At 66.1% G+C, this 23,474-nt stretch carries 18 protein-coding genes; 10 read left to right on the top strand and 8 right to left on the bottom strand.

Annotation, left to right across the window (positions count from 1 at the left end; translation table 11 throughout):
- Positions 1-47 precede the first annotated feature (47 nt).
- The 3 genes from C7401_RS13435 to C7401_RS44960 form a co-directional block, all read right to left on the bottom strand.
- Entirely contained in the window at positions 48-500 is a 453-nt protein-coding gene (locus C7401_RS13435) for a GDP-mannose mannosyl hydrolase (RefSeq protein ID WP_112172114.1), read from the bottom strand.
- 185 nt (positions 501-685) lie between these two features.
- A complete protein-coding gene (locus C7401_RS13430; protein ID WP_146757919.1) occupies positions 686-2,620 on the bottom strand; it encodes a hypothetical protein in 1,935 nt (644 codons plus the stop codon).
- 243 nt (positions 2,621-2,863) lie between these two features.
- The gene (locus tag C7401_RS44960) at positions 2,864-3,040 is read right to left on the bottom strand and encodes a hypothetical protein (protein WP_165841770.1); all 177 of its coding nucleotides are present in this window, start codon (positions 3,038-3,040) and stop codon (positions 2,864-2,866) included.
- Positions 3,041-3,244: 204 nt separating this feature from the next.
- Between C7401_RS44960 and C7401_RS13425 the strand changes: the two genes are divergently transcribed.
- The 7 genes from C7401_RS13425 to C7401_RS13395 all read left to right on the top strand — a co-directional run bounded on the left by C7401_RS13425 (position 3,245) and on the right by C7401_RS13395 (position 13,275).
- Positions 3,245-4,240, top strand: coding sequence for a GlxA family transcriptional regulator (locus C7401_RS13425; RefSeq protein WP_112171881.1), 996 nt, complete (start codon positions 3,245-3,247; stop codon positions 4,238-4,240).
- Positions 4,241-4,379: 139 nt separating this feature from the next.
- Positions 4,380-5,906 carry a mannose-1-phosphate guanylyltransferase/mannose-6-phosphate isomerase gene (locus C7401_RS13420; RefSeq protein ID WP_112171880.1) on the top strand — a complete coding sequence of 509 codons (1,527 nt, stop codon included), beginning with the start codon at positions 4,380-4,382 and terminating at the stop codon, positions 5,904-5,906.
- A 30-nt stretch (positions 5,907-5,936) separates the two neighbouring features.
- The gene (locus C7401_RS13415; protein ID WP_112171879.1) at positions 5,937-7,325 is read left to right on the top strand and encodes an undecaprenyl-phosphate glucose phosphotransferase; all 1,389 of its coding nucleotides are present in this window, start codon (positions 5,937-5,939) and stop codon (positions 7,323-7,325) included.
- A gap of 66 nt (positions 7,326-7,391) precedes the next feature.
- Positions 7,392-9,623 carry a polysaccharide biosynthesis tyrosine autokinase gene (locus C7401_RS13410; RefSeq protein WP_112171878.1) on the top strand — a complete coding sequence of 744 codons (2,232 nt, stop codon included), beginning with the start codon at positions 7,392-7,394 and terminating at the stop codon, positions 9,621-9,623.
- Positions 9,624-9,714: 91 nt separating this feature from the next.
- A complete protein-coding gene (gmd, locus tag C7401_RS13405) occupies positions 9,715-10,833 on the top strand; it encodes a GDP-mannose 4,6-dehydratase (RefSeq protein WP_112172113.1) in 1,119 nt (372 codons plus the stop codon).
- A gap of 7 nt (positions 10,834-10,840) precedes the next feature.
- Positions 10,841-11,800: a GDP-L-fucose synthase family protein gene (locus C7401_RS13400; protein WP_112171877.1), complete on the top strand. Its 960-nt coding sequence runs from the start codon at positions 10,841-10,843 to the stop codon at positions 11,798-11,800.
- Between the two features lie 119 nt (positions 11,801-11,919).
- On the top strand, positions 11,920-13,275 hold the full coding sequence (locus C7401_RS13395) for a glycosyltransferase WbuB (protein ID WP_112172112.1): 1,356 nt from the start codon (positions 11,920-11,922) through the stop codon (positions 13,273-13,275).
- A 28-nt stretch (positions 13,276-13,303) separates the two neighbouring features.
- On the opposite strand, the gene C7401_RS44955 is transcribed toward C7401_RS13395, so the two are convergent.
- Positions 13,304-13,957 carry a hypothetical protein gene (locus C7401_RS44955; protein WP_165841771.1) on the bottom strand — a complete coding sequence of 218 codons (654 nt, stop codon included), beginning with the start codon at positions 13,955-13,957 and terminating at the stop codon, positions 13,304-13,306.
- A gap of 182 nt (positions 13,958-14,139) precedes the next feature.
- Between C7401_RS44955 and C7401_RS13380 the strand changes: the two genes are divergently transcribed.
- Positions 14,140-14,817: a DapH/DapD/GlmU-related protein gene (locus C7401_RS13380; protein WP_258397051.1), complete on the top strand. Its 678-nt coding sequence runs from the start codon at positions 14,140-14,142 to the stop codon at positions 14,815-14,817.
- Positions 14,818-14,908: 91 nt separating this feature from the next.
- Here the strand turns inward: C7401_RS13380 and C7401_RS13375 are convergent, their stop codons facing one another.
- The 3 genes from C7401_RS13375 to C7401_RS13365 all read right to left on the bottom strand — a co-directional run bounded on the left by C7401_RS13375 (position 14,909) and on the right by C7401_RS13365 (position 19,062).
- Positions 14,909-16,048, bottom strand: coding sequence for a polysaccharide biosynthesis/export family protein (locus tag C7401_RS13375; protein ID WP_112171874.1), 1,140 nt, complete (start codon positions 16,046-16,048; stop codon positions 14,909-14,911).
- 330 nt (positions 16,049-16,378) lie between these two features.
- A complete protein-coding gene (locus tag C7401_RS13370) occupies positions 16,379-17,659 on the bottom strand; it encodes a glycosyltransferase (RefSeq protein ID WP_181565579.1) in 1,281 nt (426 codons plus the stop codon).
- Positions 17,656-19,062 carry a hypothetical protein gene (locus tag C7401_RS13365; protein ID WP_112171873.1) on the bottom strand — a complete coding sequence of 469 codons (1,407 nt, stop codon included), beginning with the start codon at positions 19,060-19,062 and terminating at the stop codon, positions 17,656-17,658. Before C7401_RS13365 ends, C7401_RS13370 begins: the two co-directional genes overlap by 4 nt.
- Before the next feature lie 312 nt (positions 19,063-19,374).
- Here C7401_RS13365 and C7401_RS13360 point away from each other — a divergent pair, with 312 nt between their 5' ends.
- Complete coding sequence (locus tag C7401_RS13360) at positions 19,375-20,538, top strand: acyltransferase family protein (RefSeq protein WP_112171872.1); 1,164 nt, start codon at positions 19,375-19,377, stop codon at positions 20,536-20,538.
- 79 nt (positions 20,539-20,617) lie between these two features.
- Here the strand turns inward: C7401_RS13360 and C7401_RS13355 are convergent, their stop codons facing one another.
- Positions 20,618-21,919, bottom strand: a complete 1,302-nt coding sequence (locus C7401_RS13355) for a glycosyltransferase (protein WP_373864438.1) — start codon at positions 21,917-21,919, stop codon at positions 20,618-20,620.
- 263 nt (positions 21,920-22,182) lie between these two features.
- On the opposite strand from C7401_RS13355, the gene C7401_RS13350 reads away from it, so the two are divergent.
- Positions 22,183-23,454, top strand: coding sequence for an oligosaccharide flippase family protein (locus C7401_RS13350; protein ID WP_112171871.1), 1,272 nt, complete (start codon positions 22,183-22,185; stop codon positions 23,452-23,454).
- The last annotated feature ends 20 nt before the right edge of the window (positions 23,455-23,474 follow it).

Below are 23,474 nucleotides of genomic sequence, written 5' to 3'. Positions count from 1 at the left end.
TGAGGCGCGAGCCGCATCGCTCGCGCCCGTCCCGCGCCGGTCAAACCTTATCGAAAGTACTCCTTCGTATTCTTGTGCACGTCATCGCGCACGAGCAACTCTTCCGGCCACAGCCACGCATACTGGCTGTGCTGGTCGAAACGGCCCACGGGCACCGTGCTGTCCAGCATGAACGCGTAGGCGAGCACGACGTAGTGTGTGCCGATGCCGTTCTCGGCCGCGAAGTTGTCCGGATAGTGATGCTCGTACACGCCGACGAAGCGCGCCGACGAGCGCTGCATGCTCGCAATGCCGAGCTCCGTCTGGACGATGCGCGTGAACGCGGCGTCGAGCCGCTCGTCCTTGCGGATGCGGCCGCCCGGTACGAACCAGGTGCCGCGCGCCGGGCGATTGCGCCGCTGGCCAAGCAGCACGCGGCCATCGGCGTCGGCGACGATCAGGTCGATCGCTACGAGCGGTGCGAGCCGCACCACCTCGAGGAATTCGGTAGGCGACAGCATGGAGGAGCGTATCCGTGGGGTCTCGGTCGTGTCGATGCGATAGTCCGGGTGCAGCCGCTGTGAGCAGGGCGTGTTCATCAGCAGCGCGTTCAACAGCAGTCTAGGCGGCCCAATTTCGCGTTGCACTGTCCGCAGCCGCCTAAGTCTCGCTATCGTGGGCCAAGATTGGGGCGCTCGCGCGGCGCTCATGGCTTCGGAGCGACGTATCCCGCGGGCGTGATCGCATTCGAGCGCATGACGTCCGCGTTGTCCGACACGACATAGACGGGCGACTCGGTCAGGCGCAGCGGCAGCATGCCGTCGTTGTAGGTCATCGTCGTGAGGTTGCCCATCATGTCGAATACGCTGACCTGGCCCGAGCGCCCGCGTGCGTCCACCTGGAGCGTGTAGTTCGTGGCGCGCATCGAGTCGAAGCCGGCTTTCGCGCTCCAGCGCGCGTTGTCGTGGCTCCACAGCGCCGTGATCACCTTGCCGCCGCTTTTGCCATTGCTTTTGTCATTGTTCGGCCGCGCGAACGCATAGGCGTAGACGCCCGCGGGCGTGCCGCGCAGCGGTCCGAGCGTATACGTGCCGTCGACGAGCCGCGTCATCGTGGCGACCGCGAGCGCGGCCGGCTTCGGGCTGATGTTCGACGCGCCGTACATGCCCTTGGGATGATCGAGCTCGAAGAACACGCCGTAGCCCGGCGTGGTCTCCGGCATATCCGCGCCGTAGAAAATGAAGGTCGTGTCCGCGCCCTCGCCGAGCATGATCAGATGCGCGCGCGCGACAACCGCGCCCTGCGCGTAGAGCGTTTGCGCATCGGGATAGTCAGGCGCGTAGTTTTTGCCGATGTCGTAGCTGATGCCCGTTTCGGTTACGAAGAGCGGTGCGCCCGGCTTGAGCACGTCGCGCATCGTCGCGCGCAGTTCGCGCATGGCCTCGGGCAGCGAGAGCGTGCCTTTGTCGGGCGTGCCGTAGAGCCGCTCGGGTGGATGCGAGGGACTCGTGCCGAAGTCGTAGTAGCCGTGGATCGTCACACCGTCCAGATACCTGGCAATGCCAAGCGGTGCGAACTGCTTCAACCACTTCGTGTTGCCCTGGACGCCCGCGTAGGTGGGCCCCATGACGACCGCCGACGGGTCGGTCGAGTGAATGCCTTCGTAAATCGTCTTGTAGAGATCGACGAAATGCGCATCGGTGTCTTTCCAGGGCAGCCCGCCGTCCGCGTCGGGTTCCCAGGTGACCTGATAGTAATTGCGCGCCTGGCGCGGGAAGGTTTTCGCTCGGATGCGTGCGGACTCCGTGCCCACGCGCGCCATGTAATCGCGTAACTGAGCCAGCGAGTTCGGCGCGAAGCTGTGCGTTTCCTGGCCGTTCGGGCTCGCCCATGCGGGAATGCCGTCGAGCTGGATCAAGCGCATGATGTCGCCGGGCTTGAACTGGAGATCGAGTTCCGAGCTGGCGGGATCGAACGTGTTGGGACCTTTCGGTTCCATGACGTACCAGCCGCGTTTGTCGTTGGCCCATGCGAGGCCCAGGTCCGTATAGAGCGGACGCAGGCCGTCGCCGCCGCAGCAGTGCTGCCCAGGCGCGATATAGGCGGAGCCTTGGCCGCCGAAGCGGTGCAGGTCCTGGCGCGAGAAGGTGGGCGCGGGCAGTGCGCTGCTCACGTCGGGCAGCACGCCGAAGGTCGCGATGCCGGCGGGCCGCGTGCCGCGCTGGGGCAAACCCGCTGACGACTGCGATGCCAGTGAAGCCGAAAACGCGAAGTAGCCCGCCTGCCGCATCGTGCAGGTGAGTGACGTGACGCGCGGCCCCGCCGCCACCGCGAAGCTGCCGCTTGCCTGCGTGCGGCTCCACGTGTCGGAGATGTCCCATCGCACCTTGTCGTCGCGCGTGGCGCGCGTCGTGACGTCGATACGGATGCTCTTGCCGCGAGCAAAGAGTTGCGTGCCGTCGCTGCCGGGTGTGTCGGCCGCAATGAGTTCGTCGCCCGCCGCCGCGGCGCGGCCGCTGCTGCTGCTGCATACGGGCGCATCGGCGGCGTGGCAGGTGAATGAGGCCAATAAACCCGCGAGCGCGAGCGCCGCGCGGGTGTGCTTCATGAGTGTTGACGCAACGTCGGAGCGCTCAGTCATAGGGCTTTCCTCACAACCTGAAAGGCTAAGACTAGTTGCTTGCACGCGTCACTTGACGCCAGGGTCCAGTTATTTTTCGCAATTTCTCCACAAGCCTTCGCGCATGACTTGTGCAGTGCTCGCTTAGCGCTTTCATATAAATTGCCTGTTTGTGAATTTTTTTATTGTGCGACGCACCCAGGAATTAATGGGTTTAAAATGCGCTTCACATCGGCTGAATCGGTGCTCAATGCCTCTTAAACATCATTTAATCAGACGAATAGGCAGGCGGTTTTTTATCGCCTGATTAGCCTCCATCCCGTGCGCACGCATCGATCGGCAGGCATTGAGGAATTGGTAGTAACAAAGGCGAAAATACCGCTCTATCAGCATTTCAGCCATTTTTGCCAGGTTGATGTAATCGAACGAATTGCCTTTCACGCAGTTTGCTCCTTGTCTCATGCAGTTGTGCGCATGCTTCTAATCGGTCCGCGACCGGACTAAATGCGCCAATGTCTCGCCAGTTTCGGTCAGTCGTCGTTGCAGGAATTTTTATCTGCCTATGATGCACTGCACACGGAATGCTATCGAAATGCTATTACCGGGACTTTTCGCTTCGGACGGGGGACTGTTTAGGGGAAAAGCATGGCGTACGCAAGTCTGGATTTGCCGTCGTACAGTCGCCCGCATCTGGTTACCGCGGGCATCAGTCGAGAGGTGCGTCACATCGCGATTCTGCTGTTCGATGGTTGTTCGCTTCTCGGCGCCGGGATTGTGGCGGAAGTGTTTCATGTCGCTAATGAACTCTCGACCGACACCGCCCGTACTTCGCCTTACGATGTAAGCATCCTTTCCGCCGATGGCGGCAACGTCACCTGTTCGTCGTCGGTGCGGGTATGGACCGACGGGCTCGACGCGCGTCACTATGTGGGCTTCGACGCGCTGTTCGTGGCGGGCGGCAAGGGCGCCTTCACGGCCGCCAACGACGAGCGCCTCATTGCGTGGCTGCGTCACGTGCATGCGAACACCGGCACCATTCGTCCGATCGGCGAAGGCCGTTCGTTGCTCGAGGCGGCGAGCCTGTGCAGTCAGCGCACACAGCACGAGTTCGGCTCGTACGCGATGCAGAACGGTCGCGACGAAACCGGCGGCGACGCCGGCGACCGGCTCGAGTCGATGAAAAGCGCCCTTACGCTCGTCAAGCGCGATCTGGGTGTGGATGTTGCGCGCGCGGTAACGGAGCGGCTCATGCCCGATTCGGGCGGCAACCTCATGCCTTTCCTTGGCGACGCACTCGGCAGTGCACCGGCCGACAAGGTCAGGGCGGCGGCGCGCTGGCTACAGGAGAACTGCCAGCGAGCCATTTCGATTGCGGACGCGGCGCAGGTGGCGGCCATGAGCGAACGCAATTTTCTACGCCGCTTCAAGCTCGAAATGGGCATCACGCCATCGGATTACTTGTTGCATGCGCGTCTTGCGATCACGTGCAGCCTGCTCACCGATTCGGAATTGCCGGTCGACAAGATCGCGCGGCGCACCGGCATGGGCAATGGCGACCGTCTCGCCAAGATCTTTCGCAAGCGCATGATGATTTCGCCCACCGAATACCGCGAACAAAGCCGTCGCGAAGCGGGCGTCTAGATGTCGTGACGCGCGCACGCAACGCCGATGTCGTAACGCAGCGGTAACAACGGTCGCACTTCGTTACAAAGGGGATCGCACTTCGGGGATCGCACATCGCGAGCCGAGCCGATCCTGCCCGATATGCAGGAGTCCGAATATGATTGAAAGGTCATCGATCCAGCAGGGTCAGGCCCGTGCCGAGAGCGAGCGCAGCGCGCCCGAAGGCGCGGCGGCGTGTACGCGCATCGTGCCCATCGTGCTGGCAGGCGGCTCGGGCACACGGTTGTGGCCGATGTCGCGCGAACATTTTCCTAAACAGCTAATTGGCGTGGTGGGCAGCGACACGCTGCTGCAAGCGACCGTGCATCGTCTCGACGGCTTTTCGCCCGAGTGGCAGGTCGCGAGCGCACCGATCGTCGTATGTGGCGAAGAACATCGCTTCGTGATCGTCGATCAACTGCGTGCTTGCGGCATGGACGCGCGGCTCGTGGTCGAGCCCGCGCGGCGCGATACCGCGCCGGCGCTCACGCTTGGCGCGGCGCTAGCGTGCGCCAACGGCGACGACGCGATCCTTGTCGTGATGCCCTCGGACCACGCCATCGCCGATGTCGGGGCGCTACAGCGCGCGCTCGAATGCGCCGCGCGCCACGCGCAGCGCGGCGCCATCGTCACGCTGGGCGTGCCGCCGCGCTCGCCTGAAACAGGATTCGGTTACATCCGCGTGGGCGAGGCGCTCGAAGACGGCGCGCGCCGCATCGACGGCTTCGTCGAGAAACCGGCGCCCGAGCTTGCCATGCAGTACGTCACGCAAGGCGGCTACTGGTGGAACAGCGGCATCTTCGTGATGCGCGCGAGCGTGTGGCTCGACGCACTGCGCGCGCTGCAACCCGACATGCACGAGGCGTGTCTTGCAGCCTTCGTGGACGGCCAGCATGACGGCGCCGTGTTCCGGCCTGCCGTGGCGGCGTTCAAAGGCGCACCCGCCGACTCGATCGATTACGCGGTGATGGAGCGCCTGTCGGCCAGCGAAGGCTGGACGCCCGAGGGCGTGGTGGTCGCGCTCGATGCGGGCTGGTCGGACCTCGGCTCGTGGGACGCCGTATGGGCCGCGATGGACAAGGACGAAGACGGCAACGTGGGGCGCGGGCGCGTGCTGTTCGAAGGGGCGGTCGCGACTTACGCGCACTCCGACGGGCGGCTCGTGGCCTGCGTGGGCACCTCGAACCTCGTGGTCGTCGAAACCGCCGACGCCGTGCTCGTGGCCGACCGCTCGAAAGTGCAGGACGTGAAGGGGCTCGTCGCGCGCATCAAGGCGCAGCGCGCACCAGAGGCCGATTCGCACCGCAAGGTGCAGCGCCCATGGGGCTTTTACGATTCGATCGATCAGGGCGAGCGCTTCCAGGTCAAGCGCATCGTGGTCACGCCGGGCGCGCGGCTGTCGCTGCAACTGCATCACCATCGCGCCGAACACTGGACGGTGGTGCGCGGCACCGCGCTCGTCACGCGTGGTGAGGAATCCTTCCTGATGAGCGAGAACGAGTCGACTTACATTCCGCTTGGCGTGCGGCACCGGCTCGAAAACCCCGGCAAGGTGCCGCTCGAAATCATCGAGGTGCAGTCGGGAGCGTATCTGGGCGAGGACGATATCGTCCGCTTCGACGATACCTACGGCCGCTGCGGTTGAGCGATCCGCCACGAGCGACAGGGAGAAAGCATGCGCGAGCTTCAGAATCTGATGGCCAGAGTGCTCGACGTGGCTGCCGTGATGATCGGCGCGAGCGTGGCATCGGAGATCCGCTTCGAAGATGTCGTGCCGCGCGGCGTGAACGAAGCGTTCGTGCTGCTTGCGGCCGCGTTCGCGCTCGTGATCTTTCCGGCGTTCGAACTCTATCAGTCGTGGCGCGGCCGCTCCAAGGCGCTGCTCGCGGGGCAGGTGTCGCTGGCGTGGCTCGTGGTGCAGGCCTGCGCGCTGATCTCGATGTACTCGACGATGCATCACGTGGACGCCGTCTCGCGCCTGTGGTTTGCCTACTGGACCGCGGTGGCGGGCGGCCTGCTCATCACGTGGCGCATCCTGGCGCACGGCGTGCTCTCGCACGTGCGGCGCGCCGGCCTGAACCTGCATCAAGTCGCCATCGCGGGTTCCGCCTCGCAGTGCGACGAGATCGTGCGCCGTATCGCAGCGGAGCCCGGCTCGGGCTTTCGCGCGGGTGCCCTCTACAACACGATGCCGCAAACGTCGCCTGCGAGCGCGAGCGAGACCACCGTTTGCGACACCGTCGAAGGGTTCGCGCGCTATATCCGCGAGCACGACGTGCACGAGTTGTGGCTTGCGCTGTCGCTTGCGGAGGAGCGCACCGTGGTGCGGCTCGTGACCGAATTTCGCAACGACCTCGTGAATATCCGCTTCATTCCGGACGTGCGCTCGCTGGCCCTCTTCGACACCAGTAGCGTGATCGAGCTGCTCGGCGTACCGGCGATCAACCTCGTGGCCTCGCCGCTGCCCGCGAGCGCGCAGTTCAAGAAAGCGGTGTTCGATCGCGTGTTTGCCAGCCTTGCGCTCGTGAGCCTCATGCCGCTGCTGATTGGCATTGCGATCGCGGTGAAGCTGTCGTCGCCGGGACCGGTGTTCTTCAAGCAACGGCGCAAGGGCGCGGACGGCCGCGTGTTCACGATCTACAAGTTCCGCACGATGCGCGTGCACAAGGAAGCGCCCGGCACCGTGAGTCAGGCCACGCGGCACGACCCGCGCGTGACGCGCATTGGCGCGTTCCTGCGCCGCACGAGTCTCGACGAACTGCCGCAGTTCTACAACGTGTTACGCGGCGACATGTCAGTGGTCGGACCCCGCCCGCATGCGCTCGAACACGACGATCTTTATCAGCGCGTGGTGACCGGTTACATCCACCGCTATCGCATCAAGCCCGGCATTACCGGCTGGGCGCAGGTCAACGGTTTTCGCGGCGAGACCGATCGCCTCGAGAAGATGGAGATGCGCGTAGCGCACGACCTCTATTACCTCGGCCACTGGTCGTTCTGGCTCGACATGCGCATTATCGCGGCCACGATCATTCACGGGCTGGTTGGCCGCAACGCTTACTGAGCGCGGCGGCACGAACCCGATGGGCGCGCACTCGCGCGAGCATCACCAGGTTTCGGGAGAAGCAAGATGGCGATGAACTATGACGGCGCTTACTACGGCGCGGCTGGCGCCGACGAGCGATATCTGGGCGACTATCTGCAAACGATGGTTGCGAACTGGCGTGCGATCGCTATCGTGACGCTGGCCGTCACGCTGCTCGGCACGGCGTATGCGTTCCTCGCCACGCCGACGTATCGCGCCGACGTGCTGTTCCACCTAGTCGACAAGGGCGACGGCAGCAAGAAGGACAGCAGCTTGCCGCCGCTCACGGGCATGTTCGACGAGAAGTCGTCTGCGAACGGCGTGATCGAAATGCTCAAGTCGCGCAACGTGACCGAAGAGACGGTGCGGCGGCTGCACCTCGACATCGGGGCGCGCCCGCGCACCATGCCCGTGATCGGCGGCATGCTCTCCGGCATTCTCGGCGCGCCGTGGGCGCAGCATCTGCCGTCGTTTCTGCGGCCAACGGGCTACGCGTGGTCCGGCGGCGACATCAAGGTGTCGCGCTTCGATACGCCCGAGGCGTTTTACGAGCGCGACTTCACGCTCGTGGCGGGCGACGAGCCCGGCACCTTCACGCTGCGCGACCCCGACGGCATTCCGCTCCTGCAAGGCCGCGTGGGCGAAGACGTGAAGGCCAACACGGCGGTCGGGCCGATCTCGCTGCACGTGGACAGCCTGAGCGGCGCGCCCGGCACGCCATTCCTCGTCACGCGCGCCTCGACGCTCACCACCGTCGACCGGCTCGAACATGCGCTCGACATCCAGGAAGTGGGGCTGCAATCGGGCGTGATCCGCGCGAGCCTCGAAGGCCATAACAGCAAGCTCACGGCCTCGATCCTCAACAACGTCGCGCAGGAATTCATCAAGCAGGACGTGGCGAGCCGCTCGGCCGAAGCCGAACACATGCTTGCCTTCCTCGACGAGCAACTGCCGCAACTGCGCTCGCAGGTGGACGCGGCCGAGCAGAAGTACAACAAGTTCCGTAACGAGCACGGCACCGTCGATCTCGGCGAAGAAAGCCGGCTGCTGCTCCAGCAGGTGAGCGACAACAAGATCCGGCTCGAAGACCTGCGCCAGCAACGCGCGGAACTTGCGCAGCGCTTCACCGAGCATCACCCGGCTGTCCAGGCGCTCGACGCGCAGATCGGCACGCTGCAAAGCGCGCAGTCGCAACTCACGCGCAACGTGGCGCAACTGCCGGACACCGAGCAGACCGCCGTGCGGCTCCTGCGCGACGTGCACGTGAGCACCGAGCTTTATACGAGCCTCCTGAACAGCGCGCAGCAACTGCGGGTCGCGCGGGCGGGGCAGGTGGGCGACGTGCGCGTGGTGGACTTCGCCGAAGCGCCCGATGATCCGGTGCGCCCGAAGAAGCTGCTCGTGATCGTGCTCGCCATCGGCGCGGGCCTCGTGCTGGGCGTGCTTGTCGCGTTCGTGCGCAAGTCGCTGTACGGCGGCGTGGAACGCCCCGACGAACTCGAAGCCGCGCTCGGCGTGCCCGTTTTCGCCGTGGTGCCGCGCAGCCCGCAGCAATTGCGCCTCCAGCATCACGTCGCGTCGCGCCGCCGCGGGCTGCACGTGCTTGCGCAGCAGAATCCGCAGGATATCGCCGTGGAGGGCGTGCGCAGCCTGCGCACCTCGCTCCAGCTCACGCTCAACGACGCGCGCAACAACATCGTGATGCTCACGGGCTCGCGGCCCGACATCGGCAAGTCGTTCCTCTCGGTCAATCTGGCCGCGCTGGTCGCTTCGGTGAACAAGCGCGTGCTGATCGTCGATGGCGACATGCGGCGCGGCGACGTGCACTCGCACTTCGGCATCGCGCACCAGCCGGGGCTATCGGACGTGCTGCTCGGCGCGGAGCTCGACACGGCGATCCAGCACGAAGTGCTGCCGGGCCTTGACGTGCTTGCCAAAGGTTCGTTGCACTCGCATCCATCCGAGCTTCTCATGAGCGCGCGCTTCGAAGCGCTGCTCGACGAACTGAAGTCGAGATACGACCTTGTGATCGTCGATACGCCGCCGGTGCTCGCCGTGACCGATTCGACGGTGATCGGGCGCTATGCGGGCACGACGCTGCTCGCGATTCGCCACGGTCGCCACCCGATTTCGGAGCTGGAGGAAACGGTCAAGCGCCTGCGTATCGGCGGCGTGAACCTGCGCGGCGTGCTGCTCACCGACGTGCCGAAGACGGGCGCGTTCATCGGCGGCGGTTATCGCGGCGGTTACTACGGTTACGAAAGCGTTGCAGGTTAGGTAGCAGCGGGTCCGCGGTTGGCTGGGGGGCCGCCGCGGATGATGGACCCTCCGAATCCCATATCGCTCACGCGAGGAGAGAACGATGGCGATGGCTCGTAAGGTTGCGTTGATCACCGGCATCACCGGTCAGGACGGTTCGTATCTGGCAGAACTGCTTTTGAACAAAGGCTACGAGGTGCATGGCATCAAGCGGCGCTCGTCGCTTTTCAACACGGACCGCATCGATCACCTGTATCGCGACGTGCACGACCCGGAACCCGGCATCCAGCTTCATCACGGCGAGCTGACCGATTCCACGGCCCTCTTGCGCGTGATCCAGCGCGTCGCGCCCGATGAAATCTACAACCTCGCCGCCCAAAGCCACGTGGCGGTGTCGTTCGAGGAACCCGAGTACACGGCGAATGCGGACGGCCTCGGCACGCTGCGCATTCTGGAGGCGATCCGCATTCTCGGGCTCACCCAGAAAACGCGCTTCTACCAGGCCTCGACCTCCGAGCTTTACGGGCTCGTGCAGGAAGTGCCGCAGCGCGAGACCACGCCGTTCTACCCGCGCAGTCCGTACGCGGTCGCGAAGCTGTTCGCGTACTGGACCACGGTCAACTATCGCGAGGCGCACGGCATCTTCGCGTGCAACGGCATTCTCTTCAATCACGAGTCGCCGCAGCGCGGCGAGACCTTCGTCACGCGCAAGATCACGCGCGCCATCGCGCGCATCGCGGTCGGGTTGCAGAAGGTGCTCTATCTCGGCAACCTTTCGGCCATGCGCGACTGGGGCCACGCACGCGACTACGTCGACATGCAGTGGCGCATGCTCCAGCAGCCCGAGCCGGAAGACTATGTGATCGCGACGGGCGTGCAATACAGCGTGCGCGACTTCGTCCGCGCGGCGGCGTCGGAACTCGGCATCACCGTGCGCTTCGAGGGCAACGGCGTGGACGAGGTCGGCATTGTCGATCATGTGGACGCGCGCGACATGCGGCTCGAACCGGGCGACGTGATCGTGCGCGTCGACCCGCGCTACTTCCGCCCGACCGAAGTGGAAACGCTGCTCGGCGACGCCTCGAAAGCGCAGGAGAAACTCGGCTGGAAACCGGTCACTTCGTTCCACTCGCTCGTCAAGGAGATGGTGCGGGCCGACTACCAGATCGCCCGGCGCGACGCGCTCGTCACGCTGGCCGGCTTCCGGGCTCTCGAACATCACGAGTGACGCGCACATGGACAAGCATTCCCGAATCTTCGTGGCCGGCCATCGCGGCATGGTGGGTTCCGCGCTCGTGCGCGCCTTGCAGGCGCACGGCTACTGGAACCTCGTCACGCGCACGCGCGCGGAGCTGGACCTCACCGATCAGGCCGCCGTCGATGCGTTCTTCGAAGGCGAGAGCATCGACGCGGTGCTGCTCGCGGCGGCGCGCGTGGGCGGCATTCTCGCGAACTCCACTCAGCCCGCCCAATTCGCCTGGGACAACCTGGCGATCGAGACGAATGTGATCCGCGCGTCGTATAACGCGGGCGTGGAGCGGCTGGTGTTCTTCGGCTCCTCGTGCATCTATCCGCGCGAATGCCCGCAGCCGATTCGCGAGAACTATCTGCTCACCGCGCCGCTGGAGCCGACCAACGAGGCCTACGCGATCGCGAAGATCGCGGGCCTGAAGCTGTGCGAAGCGTACAACCGCCAGTACGGCACACATTTCGTTTCGCTGATGCCGACCAATCTCTACGGCCCCAACGACAACTACGACCTCGGCAGCAGCCACGTGCTGCCCGCGCTGATCCGCAAGGCGCACGAGGCGCGCGTGAGCGGCCAGCGCACGCTGACCGTGTGGGGGTCGGGCAAGCCGCGCCGCGAGTTCCTCCATGTCGACGACCTCGCGGACGCAACCCTCTTCGTGCTGGAGCACGAGACCGGCGACGGTGTCTACAACGTGGGCGTGGGCGAGGATCTGTCGATCCACGACCTCGCGCAGCGCGTGTGCGACGTGGTGGGCTTCGAAGGCGAACTGGTGTTCGACGCGACCAAGCCCGACGGCACGCCGCGCAAGCTGCTCGACGTCTCGCGCCTGGGCGGGCTGGGCTGGCACGCGCATATCGGCCTCGACGAAGGGCTCGCGCGCACTTACGACGACTATCTCCAAACGCAGACGGCGCCGGCGTACGAGTCGGGCATGCGGGCCTGAATCGACGGGCGTCTGGTTGGTGGTGGGCGTCGTGCGCGGACCGGATGCACGACGCCCGCTTTTTTTCGCTCGGGCGCGCGAGCCGAAACGAAGCGGCAGTCACGCAGGAAAGCGACGCAATGAGAATCCTGATCTACGGACTGAACTATTCGCCCGAAGTCACGGGCGTGGGCAAGTACACGGCCGAAATGGCGGAGCTGCTCGCGGCGCACGGGCACGAAGTGCGCGTGGTGTGTGCGCCGCCGTATTATCCGCAGTGGCGTGTGCATGACGGCTATCGCGCGTGGCGCTACCGGCGCGACGTGCGCCAGGGCGTGAACATCTGGCGCGCGCCGTTGTGGGTGCCGGCGCAGCAGGGCGGACTGAAGCGCATCGTGCACCTGGCGAGCTTCGCGCTCGCCTCGCTGCCGCTGCTCATGCGGCTTGCCGTGTGGCGCCCGCAGGTCGTCATGCTGATCGCGCCCACGCTGCTGTGCGCGCCGGGCGCGCTCATGCTGGCACGCGCCGTGGGCGCGGGAAGCTGGCTGCACATTCAGGACTTCGAAGTGGATGCGGCGTTCGATCTCGGGCTGCTGCAAGGCGGGCGCGCTTCGCGCATCGCGCGCGCGGCCGAACGCTTGCTGCTGCGGCGCTTCGACGTGGTTTCGTCGATTTCGCCGCGCATGGTCGAGCGCGTGAGCGCCAAGGGCGTGGAGGCTTCGCGCGCCGTGTGCCTGCCGAACTGGGTGGACACCAACGCGATTTTCCCGTTGCCGTACCCGAGCGCGTTCCGGCGGCGTCTTGGCATCGCGCCGGGCAACACCGTCGTGCTCTACTCGGGCAACATGGGCGCGAAGCAGGGCATCGACATTCTCGCCGATGTCGCAACGGCGCTCGCCGCGCGGCCCGACATCAGCTTCGTGTTTTGCGGCGACGGCGCGGCCAGGCGCGAGTTGCAGGAGCGTTGTGCTGCGTTGCCGAACTGCCACGTGCTGCCAGTGCAGCCAGTCGCCATGCTCAACGAACTGCTCAACGTCGCCGACATCCACGTGCTGCCGCAACGCAACGACGCGGCCGACCTCGTGATGCCTTCCAAGCTCACCGGCATGCTCGCGAGCGGCCGTGCGGTTGTTGCGATGGCGCGGCCCGGCACGAGCCTCTACGAGGTGGTGTCGGACCATGGCGTGGTCGTGCCGCCCGAGGACGGCGAGGCGCTCGCGGCCGCGATCGTCAAGCTCGCGGGCGACCCCGGCCGGCGCGCGACGCTCGGGCGCGCAGCGCGACGCTACGCGCAGCGCATGCTGTCGCCGCAGGCCACCTTCAGGGCGCTCGAAGAAAGGCTGGCTGCGCTCGCGGGCGAGGTGCCCGCGCCGCCGTCTGCCGGAGCGCCGCCCGCCGCCGCGCGTGGCGCAAACGGCGCGCGTGGCGCGGCCGCCGCGCACAAGGCCGGCACGGGCGGATCGACGTTGCAGGAGGTCGAGCAGTCCGACGTTTGACGGGGTGTGAGACGACGTGCCGCGTCGCTTACCAGGGCGACTTGTAAAGCTGCGCGTTGGACTGACCCGACGATCCGTACGGACTGGCATACGGATTGCCATAGAGCTGGGCCGTCGGCGAGGTCTCCTTGGCGCCGTAGTCATACCCGGAGAATGCGGAATGGCCCCTCGCGCCGCCGCCGGTCTTCGACACCGCGTTGCCCGCGCGCGACATGCCGTTGGCCGCGATCCGGCTGCGGCTCGAAGCGCCCCGGCCGCCGCTTGCGGCCGCCTGGCCGCCATCGCGGCCGCCCGAGGCGCTCGCCTCGCTCGCGGCGTAATCGCCAGGCGTCACGACGTGCATGTGCTTTTCGTTCGTGAGCGCGTCTTCGGCGTCGCTCGGCGAGGCGCCGTTGCTGGTGTACGGGCTCACGCTGTACGGATTGTCCGACGTTCTCGGGCCGCCGAGCATGCGTTGTTCATCGGATTTTTGACGGCTCACCGAGGACGACAGGGTGTCGCCTTGACCGCTCGTCGTTTCAGACGAGCCGGACGAGGCCGCGCCTGGCGCTAGTTGCGCAAGCGCAGCGCATGGCCAGGCGGCGCACGCGGCTTGCAGCGCGACGGCGAGCACATAAGGGGCGGCGTTGCGGAGCGTGCCGTGCACGCCCCCCGGAGCCTGACGACGAGAAAGATTGGGCATGGCGTCTATCCTGCGCGCCGCCAACAATGCGGCGTCATGCCTTCATGTTGCCCACACCGCGCCCGGCCGCCGCGCCAAAACCCCGGCAGTGTCGGCCACGCGCGCGAGCGGGCATGACGGCCGCCCGATAATGAAACGGCAAGCCGCAAACAGAAATCGACCCGGATGGGCAAGGAGCGTTCATGGCGGAAACGGTCGAAGGTATCGGGAGCATGGGCATCGGTGCTCGCGATGAGGGCGCGGGCGAGCCGTCGCCTGCGGGCGTCGCGCAGCCGCATACGTCGCCGTCCACACAGGCGGAAATTCGCGTGATCGACTTGAGCCGCGCGGGCAAAGGCAACTACGTCGCGCGCCGCGGCAAGCTCGTGCAGGCCGTGTGGTACGTTGTCGAGACCTGCGTGCTCGACAACCGTCTGCTGCCGCTCTCGGCGCTGCGCGTGGGGCTCTTGCGCCTCTTTGGCGCGAAGGTCGGCGCGGGCTGCCGCCTCGTGCATCCCATGCGCGTGAAGGCGCCGTGGAATCTCGAGATGGGCGAGAACTGCTGGATCGGCGTGGACGTGTGGATCTACAACCAGGCGCCCATTCGCATCGGTTCGAACGTGTGCATTTCGCAGGGCGCATTTCTCAGCGCGGGCTCGCACGACCTGCGCACGAACATGGACCTGCACGTGGCCCCGATCGTGATCGAGGACGGCGCGTGGGTCTCGTCGAAATGCGTCGTGCAGATGGGCGTGACCATCGGGCGCTCGGCCGTCGTCACGCCGCTCTCGGTCGTGCATCGCTCGCTCGAAGCGGGCGGCGTGTATGGCGGCAATCCGTGCCGCTTCATTCGCTGGCGCTTTCAGGAAGGCAAGTCGTAACGCTGCGCGACCGAAGCACTTCGGATCGCTTCCAGACGGAGCGTGAGCAGGCCCGCAGGCCTGCTCACATCAACTCCCATCCGGCTCCCAACTAGTATCCCCCGTAACCCACCGCCCGGCCTGCCGCCGCCGCCTGCGTGCTCGGCAGGATCAGGTTGACCACGCGGCTCCACTTCACGAGCGCGGAGGCGTCGACGAACACCACGTCGTTCGGCTTCAGATCGAACTCGTCGGCCGTGGCCATCGCTTCCGGCGTGGAAGCGTCGAGGTGGAAGACCGTTCGATGTCCTTCTTTTTGCCCGCGCACCACGTACACCTGCGAGGCGTCGCCCGAGCCCTGGCTGATGCCGCCCGCGTTACCCAGCGCGTCGTTCAGCGACAGATGCCCGTTGTCGAACGGAAGCGGACCGGGATGGCCGACTTCGCCCAGCACGAACACCCGGCTTTCGTTGGCCGAATACACGCGCACGAGATCGCCGTTTTGCAGCAGGATCTTGTCCGGGTTCACGCCCTTCTTGATCATGTCGGGGATGTTCACCAGGATCGTCTTGTCGCCGCGCGTCACGCTAACCCGCGAGCGGTCGCCCGCCGCCGTGAAGCCGCCCGCGCGGTTGATCGCCTCGGGCAGCGACATCGTCATGTCGTTGAGCACCATGAGGCCCGGCGTGCGCACCTCGCCGTCCACGTACACGCGGCGGCTGCGATACGACTCGATGCGCAGCGTCACCTGCGGCTTGTTCAGGTAGTAGGCGAGCTTGCTCGCCACGAGGTTGCGCGCTTCCATCTCGGTGAGCCCGGCCACGTGAATCGGGCCCACGTAGGCCACTTGGATCGCGCCCGACGAGTCGACGGTATAGCCCGAGTGGACCTGGCTTGCGCTTTGATCCTGCTGCCCGTTGCCGCCGCCACCGCCGCCCGAGGGCAGGTTCATCTCGGGGTGATCCCACACGACTATGCTTAGCACGTCGCCGGGCCCGAGCGTGTAGGGCTTGGGCGTGCCGAACAGCGTTTCGACGTTGGTCGGGATCGTGGTCGGCCGCTCCGCCGCCTCCTTCGCGACCAGCTCGTTGTTGATCTCGACGAGCGCGCCGGCCGGCGGCTGATCGTCCTTGCCGCCGGTGTGCGCGGCGCCGGTGGCGGCCTTCGCCTGGGTGACGCTCGAAGGCGCCGTCATGCCGGGCGACAGCCCGCAGCCCGCGATCAGGGCCGTGATCGCCGCAAGCGCCGCCATGGCGGCCCATGCGCGGCCTGCCGTCGCCCTGCGATGAGCGCGTGTGCTGTTGCATGCCTCGCTGCACGAGAGGTCCTCGTGCGTGCGTTGCGTCGCGGTTGCGTCGTTGGCCTGCGCGCTCGAACCAACCGGTGTGTTGTTTAACATAGTCTTGCCCCCTCACTATCAGGATTCGCACATCGCCACGAAAGTGCAACGCCAGGCTTATCGTTCGTATGGTTTTGACGCTTCAGCCGCGTTGCTTCGTCACCCCTGCCAATCCCAGCCAATCCGCTATCTGATTCATTGCGCCGCCCGCGGATTCAACCTCGGGCCAAGGCGCTGCGACATTCAGTTCTGTGCCGACGCCGCGTGTTCTGTGTGCTCTGCGCGATCCGTGCGCTCCGCCTGCTCCACATCCGGATCGACGCGCGCCATGACGTTGATGGGACGCCCCGCGCGCAGCCGCGCGCCGGCGTGCGACGGATGCTCCTGCAACAAGCCGAGCAGCGCGCGCACCATGCGATCCATCGCGAAGCGCGCGTCGAAGGTGTGCCGTGCCTGGGCGCGCATCGCGTCGCGCGCGCGCTCGTCCAGTGCGCGCCACGCCGCGAAAAGCCGCCGCGTGCCCGCTACCGTGTCCGGTGCGACGAAGCCCGCTTGATCCGCTTCGACTTCGCGCCACACGCCGACCTTGTCGGAGACCAGCACGGGCAGACCGCACGCGAGCGCCTCCGCCACCGACACGCCGAAGTTCTCCTGGTGCGAGGGCAGCACGAACACATCGCTTGCAAAAAACGCGCCCCACTTGAGGTTGCCTTGCAGCATGCCCGGCCAGCTGATGCGGTGCGCGATGCCGTGCGATTGCGCGATCGCCTGCAAGGCCGGCTGCCAGTTGCCCTTGTCGGGGCCCGCCATCAGCAGGTGCGCGTCGGGCGTTTCGCGGGCATGTTCGGCGAACGCGTGAATCAGCATGTCGCAGCCCTTCTTCGGATGCAGACGGCCGAGAAAAAGCACGATGCGCTTGTTCTGCAAATGCGGCGATGCTTGCAGAAAGGCGTCACGCAACGTGCGCGCGTCGTCTTGCGGCCCGTTGGTGCCGAACGGCACGACGCGCTCGTTTGCGCGATAGAGCCAGAACGATTCGCGCGCGAGCAGGCGTTCCTCGTCGGTCGTGAAGACCACGGCGGCGGCGTCGCGCAGCACGCGATAATCGGCCCACGGCCAGTACGCCCATTTCTTCATATGCTTGACGGGATAGGTGGTGCGGAACCACGGGTCGAGCATGCCGTGCGTGTAGACGTAGTAGGGCACCTGCGCGTGACGCAGCGCGCGCCAGGCGCCGAAGCCGTGGTACTGCCAGAGTCCGTGCACGATCGCGGCGTCGAAGCGCCCGGCGTTCGCGCGCAGCCACGGCACGTAGCCGGCGCTGTAGCCGTAGTGCCCGCGACCGGGCCCGAGGGCATGCAGCGAAAGCGGAAAATCGCGCACGTAAGGCGCGTCGATCGGATCGAGCGAGGCCACTTCGATCTGATGGCCGAGCGCGCCCATGGCGAGGCCGCTCTGGCGCACGCCTTCGATCGGGCCGCCCGAGCGGGGGTCGACGGTGGACACGAGGTGCAGGATGTTCATCGGGGCTCCGGAGTCGCATAGGTATTGAGCGGCACCGGCGCCGCCGGGGGCGCCGTTGGTCTGAAAGCGGGTTCGGCGTGTTCGCGCCGGTAAGCCGGGTGCATGCGCTGCTGACGGCGCACGAGGTCGATGCGGTGATGCAGTTGCGAGTACAGCGCAACGATCAGGCCGAGCGCGATGCCGTACACGAGCCCCGAGAAGCGCGTGCCGAGCGGATTGCCGCCGATCGACGCGCCCGGCAACGCGGCGAGCATGAGAATCGCCATGCTCATCGGCATGAGCAGCGGGTGGCGCGGCGCGATGCGGCGCCAGCGCCGGAAGGCCCGTCCGGCGACCACGAGCGCGACGATCACCGCGAGCGGCATGCAGGCGCCGAACAGGATGCCTTCCGCGTAGAGCTGGTACACCCAGAAGTTGTGGCCCGCCACCCAGTCGCTGGTGTTGAAATAATCAGACTTGCTGAACGTCTGGTTCACGTACTGAAAATAGAGCGGCGAATAGCGGTACTCGTGGCCAAAGCCCTTGCCGAACAGCAGCGATTCCGCCGACGCGGTGACCTGGTCGTACTGGTCGCGCATCTCCGCGATACGCGTGACGGTGGTTGGGTCCCGATCGGAGTCCGACTTCTGCGCGGCGTTCACGCGCTGGCTCCAGTGGTTCGTGATGGACGGAAAAAGCCAGGCCGTCCCCACGCCAAGCGCCACGACGAACGAAAGCGCCACGCCCGCGCGGAAGAACGACTTGATCAGGTGGCTCAGCGACGGTGAGGCGAGCCACGCGGCGAACACGGCGAGCAGCACGGTGGCGAGCAGCAGGCTGCGCGTGACGCTCAGCAATTCGACCACCAGCGTGGCGAGGAAAACGAGCACCATCGTCATGTTGAAGCGCCGCGCGACGATGAACTGGTGCAGCAGCATGCCTTGCAGCGCCAGCAAGGTCGGCGAGACGATCCGGAAGCGGATATCGGAGAGCGGTCCGCCGACGACGAGCAGGCCGAAGCAAAACGTGAATAGCAGGCCCAGCACGTTCGCATAGTAGAGCGCGCGCTGCATCTGCATGACGCGTATGGGGTGCCACGGGCGGCACATCGCCAGGTAGCCGAGCACGAACAGCAAAAACGGCAGGATCACGCGCAGGTACTGGCCAACGGGGTTGTGCTGGAGCATCTGGGCGATCACACTGCCCACGAGGCTCAATACGAGCGCGCCCGTGACGAACGAGCGCAGGCGAGCCGGGCGCGCGAAGCGCGGGCCGATCATCGCGAGGATGGCCGACCCGGCGAGCGCCGGAAAAACGGCCAGCCATTGTGCGCTGTGCCCGAAGCCGGAGTCGGGCGCCTTGTAGTCGAAGGCGAGAGGCACAAGACACACCCAGATCCACAAAACGGCATGTTTGTTTCGCATCGGCATTCCTCCCGGTGCGGTGCATGGGGTCGCATGACGAATGCGTCGTGCAGACGCGTGGCATGCGAAGGCTCAAGTCAATATAAAACGGCGCAAGAGGCTTGCGCATGCGCGTGGCGGGAAGCGGCTGGGTTGTGGCGGCCGGAAAAATATTCTGATCCGGTACGTGGTTTGCCGTACACGCGTGGCCGAGAACGCCGGGAAGTTGGCGCACGCTGCACGGCGGCTGTGCGCATGATGGGGTCAGCAGGAGTAAGTTTTCAGCGTCTGCCTTGCTGGGGATTTCGGCACGGACTGAGCGAGGAAAGCGTCATGAAGCTGATGCACGGTGTGAGGTTGTCGACGCGTGGGCGATCCGTCGAGCTCGACTTCGTGCGTGGCATCGCGATCTTCGTCGTGATGGGCTATCACTTTCACACCGTGCGTACCGGCCACGCGTGGGTCGGCATTCTCGAGTACCCGCTGAAAAGCTTCGGCCACGAAGGCGTGAACCTGTTTTTCACGCTGAGCGGTTTTCTCGTGGGCGGGCTGCTGTTGCGCCAGTATGCGCAGTCGGGCCGGATCGGCGCGCGGCGCTTCATCGTGCGACGCATCTTCAAGATCTGGCCGGCGTACTACGCGCTGATCCTCTTTCATGCGATTGCCGGCCGCCACCCGCGCGACACGTTTCTCTGGCAAAACCTCACGCACATGCAGAATTACTTCGGCACCTCCATTGCGCAAACCTGGAGTCTCGCCGTCGAAGAACACTTTTATCTGTTTCTGCCCGCGCTCCTCATCCTGCTCGCGCATTTCAAGCTGCGCGCGAACGCGCTCATCGTCGTGATGGCCACGCTGTGCCTGATCGTGCTCGGCGCGCGTTGTGCGGCGGTCGCGAGCGGCGACCTGGAGGGCGCGTTCAATTACACGCAGTACCGCATGGACAGCCTGCTCATCGGCGTCATGCTCGCGACCGTCTACTGGATGAAGCCCGAAATCTGGCAAACCGTCGCCGCGAAGAAACGCTGGCTCCTCGGCGCGGTGGCGCTGCTGCTTGCCTGGCTTGCATTCGCCACGCCCCACGTCGCGCTCGACGAGAGCGTGGGCTACACGATCCAGGCGCTGGGCTTCTGCGCCTTCATCGTGCTCGTGCTCGAACATTCGGGGCGCGTGCGCTCGACGTGGCTGTATCGCGGGCTTGCGTGGCTGGGCGTGTATTCGTACGGGATCTACCTCTGGCATTCGCTCGCGCTCGCGCCCGGCGACTACCTGATCCACAAGGCGAGCGCGCTCGGCGTGCCCTCGCTCGTGGCCTGGCCCGTGGTGCTCGCGGCGCAGTTCGTCATCGCGATCGCGTTGGGCTATCTGACCACGCGCGCCGTGGAATTCCCGTTCCTGCGCCTGCGCGACGCGTTGTTCCCCGACATGCGCGGGGCCGTGGTTGCTGAACGCCAGGAGGGTTCCGCCGTGGAAGGCAAGGTCGAAGGGATTGCGTGAGCCGCTTGCAGTGCACGCAAGATCGGTCGATCAACGCTTTGGTTTGCTAAATATTTGCCGGATTGCCAGGGTGAAGCGCTCAAGCCATCGCAGCTTGCAGCGTGCGCTTGAACTGGTCGAGCGTGTTGCGCGAGAGCAGGTGCTCGCCGCTCGCCTGCATGACCGGCGCGCCTTCGTTCCAGCGCCGGGCGAGCGCTTCGAGCGCACGCGAGATCGTGGCGGGTTCGAGATCGTCGATCAGCGGGCCCATGGCGCCGTCGCGGCAATACCAGCCGATCAAACCGTCGGCGCTCGCCACCACCGGCTTGCCGAAGCGGTACGCCTGCACGAGCACGCCGCTCATCCCGTAGTGCTGCTTGTAGCCGAGCCAGACGGCGTCGCACGCGGAAAAGAGATCGCGCTCCATGTCCTCGGAAACGAACTGGTCGAAGATCACGGGCGCATGAGTGAGTTGCGGCGCGTGCTCGTTGATGAACGCGCGCGTGTACTCCTCCTGCTCGCCGGCGATCACGAGGCAGGGCGCGTCGTGTTTGTGCGCGAGCGCGGGCAATAACTCGCGAATGCCCTTGCGCTCGCTGATCGCGCCATAAACCAGCAGATAACGCGAGTGCGCGTCGAGGCCGAGACGCGCGCGCGCGAGCTGCGGGTCCACGCCCTCGATTTCCGGAAACGGATCGGCCACGTAGTCGAGCGGCGCGGCGTGTCGCGGTTTCGTGCCTGCGAACCAGTCGGGCAAGGTCGGGTCGATCGTGAAGAGCGTTCGCAACCCGCGTGCGCGCATGGCGCGCCGGAACAGCGCCGACTTGGCCAGATCGACGAGCGGCCGGCGCGGCGTGCGCAAGCCAAAATTCGCGTGATGAAACGTCATGCCCATGACGATGGCGATCCAGGGCGTGTCGCCGAACGGCGAGCCCAGCCCGCCCAGCGTGTAGAAGAAGTAATCGGCGTAGGGCGCGACGACCAGGCGCACGCGTTCCGTGCGGCTCACCTGTTCGAGCGCGCGCGCGTAGAACGCGCGAAAGCGCATGTACACGCTCATCGCGTATTGCGGGCCGGGAGGCACCGTATGCAGATCGAGCGGCACGAGCCGCACATCGGGCCGCGCCGCGCTCACCACGCGCTGCGCAAACGGGTGCGTCGCGAATTCGGTATCGGTGATGATGAGGCAGCGATGTCCCGCCTCCACGCAGGCCTGCGAAATCCACTCGACGTAGCGCCAGCGGTGGCCGGTGAGGTTCGGTTCGATGATCGCGATCCAGCCGTCGTCCGTCGATGACGCGGCAACAGGGCTCGCGCCGCCGTCGTTGGCATCGGGCATGTCCGGTGCGTCCGGCGAGTTGGGATCGGTGCTGCGGTATCTGGCGATCGACACGGTGTCCATGCAGGAGGCCTGACGAATAGAAAGTGTTTCGAACACCATAGCAGCGTGGGGCGCGCAGCACGCGCCAAATCGAAGCGTGGGCTGGCCGAAAATGCCTGGGGTGCGGGCGCGTGTTGCGTTGCCGGGCGGGGCGGCGCGCGGCCGGACGCGCCACGGCCCGGGCGTCCGAATCCACCTGGCTGATGGCGCTCGGTGACATTCGAGCCGCGGTAACGTCCAGAACTCGGGGTCCAAAAAGCGTTCTCGAACATGGGAGAGGCACATTGCGCGCGATGCGGCTGCCGGCGTTGCCGGTGAAGGCGGGTTTCGGTCCGGGAGCGGCGACCTGGGTATTGCTGCAACAGGTCGTCGTGCGGGGCCTCGTGGCCGTCAAGTTCCTCGTGATCGGGCGCATTCTCGGGCCTTCCGCGATCGGTCTCGCGAGCGTCGCGCTGCTCGCGGTGGCGATTGCCGAAGCGCTCTCCGACACAGGGCTCGCGCAGGCCGTGATCCAGGGCCCTGCGCCGCCCTCGCGCGCCGAAGCGGGTGCCGTGTGGACCACGCTCGCCACGCGCGGCTTGCTGATCGGGCTGCTGCTGGTTGCAAGCGCGCCGCTCATGGACGCGCAGTTCCACTTGGGCGGCGCCATTGGGCTCGTGCAGCTCGCGGCGTTGCTGCCGCTGCTGCGCGGGCTTGCCTCGCCCGCGTATTTCATCGCGCAGCGCGAGCGGCACTTTCAGTACATCGCGGCCATCGAGATCTCGTCGGCGTGCATCGACTGCGGCCTCGGCATCGCGCTCGCGCTGGCGGGCGCGGGGCCGTATTCGCTGCTGCTCGGCATGATGGTCGGCGAGGCGGTGAAGAGCATCGTCACGTGGATCGCGCTCTCGCCGCGCCCGCCGGTGCGGCTGCGCTGGTCGGGCATCGGCCACTACGTCGGCTTTAGCCGCTGGATCTGGGCGAGCAGCGTCATCATCCTCATCACCAACCAGTTCGACAAGGTCGTGGTCGGCAAGCTGCTCGGGCCGACGCAACTGGGCGCCTGGCAGATGTCGTCGAAGCTCGCGCAGATGCTGCTCGCCGATGCCGCGCTCGCGATGTCGCAGTACCTGTTCCCCACCTTCGCCGCGCATCATCGCGGCGGCGCGCAAGCGGCCGCGCGCCTGTTCCGCTGGTATCTCGCCGCGGCGGCGCTCGGTCTCGCGTGCGTGGTGATCGTGCTGCGCTTTGCCGCCGAGCCGCTCTTTTCGCTCGTGCTTGGCGCGGCGTGGCTCTCCGCCGTGCCGCTCTTTCGCATCTTCGTCATCAACATGGCGATCAGCGCGCTGAATTCCGTGCTGGCTTCGTATCTGCGCGCCGTGGGCGACGCGCGCGCGGTCACGGTCGCTTCGCTGCTTCAGGTCGGGGCGCTGATCGTGTCGGTGCCGCCCGCCATGCACCTGTGGAACGTCACCGGCATCGCATGGGCGATGACGTTCGGGCTGGCTTCCTGCGCGAGCTGGATGCTGTATCGCGTGTCGCGCCAGGCGCGCGCGGCAGGCGCGATGGCCGAGTGAGGCGCTGCTGGCTCGATACG

This window comes from Paraburkholderia unamae, from assembly GCF_003268775.1.
Taxonomy (GTDB): domain Bacteria; phylum Pseudomonadota; class Gammaproteobacteria; order Burkholderiales; family Burkholderiaceae; genus Paraburkholderia; species Paraburkholderia unamae.
This window is presented reverse-complemented; position numbering and strand designations above follow the sequence as displayed.

What these genes read in the sequence shown, in the direction of transcription:
- C7401_RS13435 (WP_112172114.1), bottom strand. Translation starts at nt 500, where the DNA reads ATGCTGTCGCCTACCGAATTCCTCGAGGTGGTGCGGCTCGCACCGCTC.
- C7401_RS13430 (WP_146757919.1), bottom strand. Translation starts at nt 2,620, where the DNA reads ATGACTGAGCGCTCCGACGTTGCGTCAACACTCATGAAGCACACCCGC.
- C7401_RS13425 (WP_112171881.1), top strand. Translation starts at nt 3,245, where the DNA reads ATGGCGTACGCAAGTCTGGATTTGCCGTCGTACAGTCGCCCGCATCTG.
- C7401_RS13420 (WP_112171880.1), top strand. Translation starts at nt 4,380, where the DNA reads ATGATTGAAAGGTCATCGATCCAGCAGGGTCAGGCCCGTGCCGAGAGC.
- C7401_RS13415 (WP_112171879.1), top strand. Translation starts at nt 5,937, where the DNA reads ATGCGCGAGCTTCAGAATCTGATGGCCAGAGTGCTCGACGTGGCTGCC.
- C7401_RS13410 (WP_112171878.1), top strand. Translation starts at nt 7,392, where the DNA reads ATGGCGATGAACTATGACGGCGCTTACTACGGCGCGGCTGGCGCCGAC.
- gmd (WP_112172113.1), top strand. Translation starts at nt 9,715, where the DNA reads ATGGCTCGTAAGGTTGCGTTGATCACCGGCATCACCGGTCAGGACGGT.
- C7401_RS13400 (WP_112171877.1), top strand. Translation starts at nt 10,841, where the DNA reads ATGGACAAGCATTCCCGAATCTTCGTGGCCGGCCATCGCGGCATGGTG.
- C7401_RS13395 (WP_112172112.1), top strand. Translation starts at nt 11,920, where the DNA reads ATGAGAATCCTGATCTACGGACTGAACTATTCGCCCGAAGTCACGGGC.
- C7401_RS44955 (WP_165841771.1), bottom strand. Translation starts at nt 13,957, where the DNA reads ATGCCCAATCTTTCTCGTCGTCAGGCTCCGGGGGGCGTGCACGGCACG.
- C7401_RS13380 (WP_258397051.1), top strand. Translation starts at nt 14,140, where the DNA reads ATGGCGGAAACGGTCGAAGGTATCGGGAGCATGGGCATCGGTGCTCGC.
- C7401_RS13375 (WP_112171874.1), bottom strand. Translation starts at nt 16,048, where the DNA reads ATGGCGGCGCTTGCGGCGATCACGGCCCTGATCGCGGGCTGCGGGCTG.
- C7401_RS13370 (WP_181565579.1), bottom strand. Translation starts at nt 17,659, where the DNA reads ATGAACATCCTGCACCTCGTGTCCACCGTCGACCCCCGCTCGGGCGGC.
- C7401_RS13365 (WP_112171873.1), bottom strand. Translation starts at nt 19,062, where the DNA reads ATGCGAAACAAACATGCCGTTTTGTGGATCTGGGTGTGTCTTGTGCCT.
- C7401_RS13360 (WP_112171872.1), top strand. Translation starts at nt 19,375, where the DNA reads ATGAAGCTGATGCACGGTGTGAGGTTGTCGACGCGTGGGCGATCCGTC.
- C7401_RS13355 (WP_373864438.1), bottom strand. Translation starts at nt 21,919, where the DNA reads ATGGACACCGTGTCGATCGCCAGATACCGCAGCACCGATCCCAACTCG.